Source organism: Mesorhizobium sp. M7A.F.Ca.ET.027.02.1.1, from assembly GCF_004022985.1.
Lineage (GTDB): Bacteria > Pseudomonadota > Alphaproteobacteria > Rhizobiales > Rhizobiaceae > Mesorhizobium.
In genome coordinates this window covers 1-951 of record NZ_RZOL01000821.1, presented here as the reverse complement: position 1 = coordinate 951, position 951 = coordinate 1, and the positions used below count along the sequence as shown (strand labels likewise).

Sequence of the window (951 nt, the reverse complement as noted above, 5' to 3'; positions counted from 1 at the left end):
CTGCGTGACCGACTAATGGTCGCGCGGGAATTGCTGACCGATAGCGGATCAATCTTCGTTCAGATAAGCGATGAGAACGTACATAGGGTTCGCGTCTTGTTGGATGAAGTTTTCGGTGAGAAGAACTTTGTAAGCGAGATTATATTTAAGAAGAAAAGCTCGACTACTCCAACTGATTCAGTAAACGATTTTATTCTCTGGTATTGTCGGAGCCGCGAGAAGCTCAAACTACGCCAGCTCTATGTCCCTCGTCGCGATCCAGGGGCAGGATCGAAGATGACGGCCTTGGTCAATCGTACCGGAGAAGTCAGACAACGGTCCGCCTACGCCGATGACGAGATCGAAGGCCTACTGGCCGCTGGCGCTGAATGGGCACGAGTCGATTACCCGGTCGTCAGCCAACATCCAAGCAAGACTCGCAGCGAAGATTTCTGGTTTCAAGGCATCCCTCGGGTATGCGGTATTAACAAACAGTGGCGATTTGGGCTGGAAGATGGAATGCCGCGACTAGCAAAGGCCGGTCGTCTCTTTTCAGGCACAGGTCGCGCTGTTGGCGGAATTATGTATTGGGCCGACTGGAACTACGAGTCCTTCTCGAACATTTGGGAAGATATTCACAGTGAGAACTTTCCGATTTACGTCGTTCAGACGAGCCAGCGCGCAATTGAACGCTGCATTATGATGACTACTGACCCGGGTGACTTAGTCCTCGATCCAACCTGTGGTTCCGGCACGACGGCAGCCGTCGCCGAACAGTGGGGTCGTAGGTGGATTACCATCGACACCTCGCGCGTGGCGCTGGCGCTGGCTCGGACCCGTCTTATGGCGGCGCGCTATCCCTACTATCTGCTCGCTGATAGCCCAGACGGTCGCGAGAAGGAGCAAGAAGTCTCGGGTCGCATTCAATCACTCAATCCTAGCGGAAGTGATATCCGCCAAGGTTTCGTCTAC

General features: G+C 53.7%; 1 protein-coding gene. It reads left to right on the top strand.

Annotated features, from left to right (window positions below):
* Nucleotides 1-15: 15 nt before the first annotated feature.
* A partial coding sequence (locus EN749_RS36415; protein WP_145991205.1) for a site-specific DNA-methyltransferase occupies nt 16-951 on the top strand: 936 nt, incomplete at its 3' end.